This is a genomic window from Thiorhodococcus minor (assembly GCF_010820565.1).
Lineage (GTDB): Bacteria > Pseudomonadota > Gammaproteobacteria > Chromatiales > Chromatiaceae > Thiorhodococcus > Thiorhodococcus minor.
In genome coordinates, this window is sequence record NZ_JAAIJQ010000169.1 from 1 (window position 1) to 4,512 (window position 4,512).

Annotated in this window: 2 protein-coding genes; both read right to left on the reverse strand. The window is 59.5% G+C overall.

Going from position 1 to position 4,512, the window contains the following annotated elements:
- Positions 1–323: 323 nt before the first annotated feature.
- Positions 324–680: a hypothetical protein gene (locus G3446_RS25710; RefSeq protein WP_164456517.1), complete on the reverse strand. Its 357-nt coding sequence runs from the start codon at positions 678–680 to the stop codon at positions 324–326.
- A 250-nt stretch (positions 681–930) separates the two neighbouring features.
- The gene (locus tag G3446_RS25715; RefSeq protein ID WP_483414742.1) at positions 931–4,491 is read right to left on the reverse strand and encodes a DUF7948 domain-containing protein; all 3,561 of its coding nucleotides are present in this window, start codon (positions 4,489–4,491) and stop codon (positions 931–933) included.
- Positions 4,492–4,512 lie beyond the last annotated feature (21 nt).

Genomic DNA, 4,512 nt, shown 5'->3' on the forward strand with positions numbered 1-4,512 from the left:
CTCCGGCTCACTCCTCATAACGTCCAGTTGTCCAAGCTCCTTCTCAAGCCCTGGAAACAGAACATACAAGGGTGGACGAGCGAGAGCGAAGTCCACCAAATCCCGCGCTGGCGCTGACTGGTGGGCTGCGGTGCGAGACGGTGAAGAGACTCCCCCGTCGGCTGGGCTGAGGCACGAAGCCCAACATAGCGGCGGACCTAAGGCGCTGATTGTTGAGCCTCCTACGTCGGCCCAACCTATGTCAGCACGCCATCTTCGTGTTGTGTGCTCGGAATACTTTCACAGTCTCCACGCTTGCCCGCCCTAAGAGGACGACAGGCGCCTCATCCGCCGCAGATAGGATGCGTCTCCCAGCGCCGGCAGGTGTTGAGATCGCTGATCTCGACGCAAACGTCCTTCGTGAAGCAACCGCTGGCCGGATCCCAGTTGCAGCGATTGTTGAGCTGGCAGGTATTGAGGTTGCTGATCGCCAAACAGTCCTCGGTGCACGACAAGCCACGGACGCTGTAGGTGTAGACGTACTCGGCGCATGAGAAGGTCCCCTCGACGATGCAGGTGGCGGAGCGCACCGGCTGGGGCGCAAACCCGTCTTGATCGTAGCCGTCGCCGGGCTGCGCCAAGGCGAGTCCAGGCAATGCGAAAATGATCAGGATGATGAGGAGGTCTCTATGCGTGCTCACTGGCGTCTCCCGGAATGTGCTCTGGCCGGCACTGGAATCATAGGCTTCGCATGATTAGAGCTTAGCCAGAGCCGACCGCGCATCTGGAGACCCCTGTCACAGAGCCGATAATAGACGCAGCCAGCACCGCCAAAGACAGCCCGAGAACACCGACCAAAGGGCTTCAGCATTGCCGTCCTGGCTGGCAGGCACCGGCCAGGAAGCCAGGACCAGGAGCCGCATACATCAGTCCAACACCGCAAAGCTCACATCATTCCAGAGCCGACCCCGTAAGGGCCTGACTGAGCAGAACGGGGATAGCCGCGATGGCCGCCTCACGCGACGCAGCATCCGAGCCAACGGTCGCCAAGACCTCACGCCCAGCCGCGCGCAAGGCCATCTGATCATCGCTCGACAGCGTGCTGTAGACCACACTAAGTCCTGCTTGATGCTCGGCGAAGGCCAGCGCCACCTGAATCCGATTGCCGAATCGCGCCATATCCTGAGCGGCTTCGAGATTCGCCCAGCCGCCGTTGATCATGGCAATGATCATTTCGTTGCGGCGAATACGCCCTGAACTCAGCTCCAAAAGCCAATAGGCCTTACCGCTCACGTCTGCTGCGCGACCGAACAAGTTCTGATAGAGCGCGTCGACCAGGCTCTCGTAGCCAAGCGCCTCCGGATACTCCGCCTGGACCAAGGGCTGATCGAAAAAGCTCTGGGCTACAGTGGTCGGCGTCCAGTCAGGAGCGTCAGCCACGCGCGAGAGCCAATACTGCAATCCTTCGTTATCCGGCGCATAGCCCATGGTCGCAGCATAGATCTCCGCGACACGCCAAAGATCATCCCGCGGCCCCTGAGACTCCCCAGCCAACAAGGCACTGCCTTGCAAAGAAACCTCTCTGGCTTCGGGTGTCGAGGCGCTCGAGGCCTGCAGCAGATTCGCATCCGCCAATCCAAGCCCACCGCCTGGCATGAGAGCCAGCGTGGCAACCACGCCGTCAGAAATCACCGCTTTGCTGACGCTATAGACGAGAACCCTGAGCCAGCCAGGCTCGACCACGTTTGCAATCACGCCCTTGCCCGCCAAGCTAGCCGCAGGACCGACGACCGCATCAACGGATGGAAACAGCGCCGGGTCGTAGGTGATGTCCGACAGAAGCCCTGATACCTCATAACCGCCCGAGGTTAGCATCAGATCCACGCGGATGACGCCGCCCTCCAGGCGCGCCGAATCGAACGTCAAGGCCGCCTCTGACGCCTGAGCGGCTAGCGCCGGAGGCGCGAATGCGACCGGAGACTCTAGCCCGGCACCAACGCCTCCATCGAGATAGCCGTTGATGATCTCCTGCAGATCCGTCACCGTCATCATGACATAGTCACGCGTCATGCAGGCCGGGCTCTCGAGGCCCGCCGATAGGTAGTCGACTGCCCGCTGAGCCTCCCACAAGCGCACCCGACCGCTCACGTCGCAGTCGCCGAGCACCGCGTTTCGTCGACGGTCGACAAAGATCCCGCCTGGAATACCTCGGACGAAGGTATCCAGCCCCCGCATATCGGCCGCCCAAGGCTGATCCAGGGTCAGCATGAGCTGCCCGGATTCGAGTGGATCATCGTCGGTCGACCCGACTTCTATGAAGCCGAACTTAATCGTCGCCGTGATGCCTTCCAGTGGAACGGGCGCAGCGTCCTGATAGATCTCGAGATACAGCTCACCATCGACGCTGGAATCGATCCTCGCCTCCTCAGGCTGCGTTCCACCCGGCGCAGGCCCGCTCCAAGCCACATCGAGATATTCGAGGGCACTGGAGTCATAATGCAAACGCGTGGAAAAGGCGCTGAGATCGTCATACCAACTGTTCTTGCTCAGCGTCAGCTGCACTTCCAATTCACTCGGATCGAGCAGCTCAGGCGTCACTTGCTTGGTTTCAACAGCGATCGTCGGATCGAATGGATCATAATCCACGGAGCTTAGCGCGGCGACGAAGCTGTCCGTACGCCCACTCAATTCCGCGAACGCAGGCGTCTCACTCAGGGGAAAAAGGGCCTCGGACTCGGTATTGCCGGCGAGAAAGACTCGCTGCGCTTCAGTACGCGATGCCGCGATCGCAGTGATCGAATCTTCATCCGTACCGCCGAAGTAGCTCGAGCTAATCAAACTCAACCCCCAGGGATGCAGCTTCACAATGAATCCATCGACACCACCCGCGTAATAATTTTGGAAAGCGTTCTCAGCCGGAAAATTATTCGACTCGGTATCACCTACCACATAGAGATATTTCAAATCCTGACTAAATGTATCTTGATCATCAACTTGGTCAAGCGTCAGCCCCAGAGCCCGATCATCGGCAGAACCGCCCAAAAAAGTGGAAAAATGCAAAAAAGTCGCCGAATGATCGAATTTCGCAACGAAAGCATCGTTGCCGCCGCCGGCGTGCGTCTCGTAGAGGGCGTTTTCCACCGGAAAATCATCAGATGTCGTATAGCCACACAAGAAGATATTCCGCTCATCGTCCAGGATCATTCCTGTCGGAATATCCGCACCGGAGCCGCCCAAATAGGTCGAGGAGACCACCTCTAGCCCAGCGCGCGCGATTCTCGCCAAGAAAACATCCGTACCGCCACCAGACTGCTGGATTTCGTTACGCAGAGGCAAATCACCGGACTTTGTCTCGCCCATGAGGTAAGCGATGCCGTCCGCATTGATATCCATGAACTTGATAACATCGTCACCGCTGCCACCGAAATAGGTCGAAGACTGCAGCGTTTGCCCATCCTTGCTCAGCTTGAGCAAGAAGCCGTCCGTCCGACCCGCACTCCTGTCGTAGAGGGCATTGCGCATGACCATGTCGTCGGAGCGAGTACCTCCCGCGATATAGAGCGACTCGGCCACCCCAGCCTCATCGTACTCAATGCCGATTGCCTGCCCTGTATCAGCACTCGAGCCACCGAAGTAGGTCGCAAACTCGACCGTTTGATCGTTCGCCAGTTTCGCAACAAATGCCGCTTGAGCGCGACCTCCCGGCAAGACAGCGTAGAGCGCTGCTTGTACTGGAAAATCCTCCGAGCTCGTTTCTCCGGTGAGATACAGCGCCCCGGTGTCAGGATCAAGCGCAACCCCGTTGATCTGCTCGTCGTCCGATCCGCCGAGGACAACGACATAGTCGAGCGCGGAGCCATCCGCGCTGACTTGATAGACGAGGGCATCGTCCCCAGACGCCGTCGTTGACCCGCCGACCGGAAATTCGCTCGAGGACGTGCTTCCCGCTACGATAGCCTGACCGCCGGCAGTCACCGTGATGACCCGCGCATCGTCATCCCGAGTACCGCCGACGTAGGTCGAATAGTCGAGAGTGGGATCGATGACCAGCTTGTAGCTCGGATCATGCTCAGCGATCTGAAACCCAAAGGTAGGCGAGCTCTCGCCAGAGCGCGGCACCAGAATCTCAAAACGCCCCTCCACCAAGACCCGCTTGTCGCCGATGACCTGATAGATCACTGGAGCCCGCTGCCGCAGCTCACGGCCATCGGGCAAGGTCATGAGCAAGGCTCCGTCAGGAGCAAGTGTCAGAGCTTCGACCCCCTCCACAGCCATCTGGATCTGAGAAGGATCGGCCCCGGGCTGGAGAACAAAGTCATAGGCCAACCCTGATCCATCGCCCCGAAACAAGAGGTCGATCCCAGGATAGGCCGCGCGATACCGCACCGAGTCATAGGTTGGTACTGCGGAAACCCACTTGGCCCGATCGCTGCCGCGGTAATAGCTCATGCGCGTGGGGAGCGGATCACCATGCGTCACTCGCATCCTAGGAGCCGCACCCAGCGGCCACATCCGGACTTCGGAGCGAGCCCC

Coding starts and splice junctions, on each gene's coding strand:
- G3446_RS25715 (WP_483414742.1), bottom strand. CDS start 4,491: ATGTGGCCGCTGGGTGCGGCTCCTAGGATGCGAGTGACGCATGGTGAT.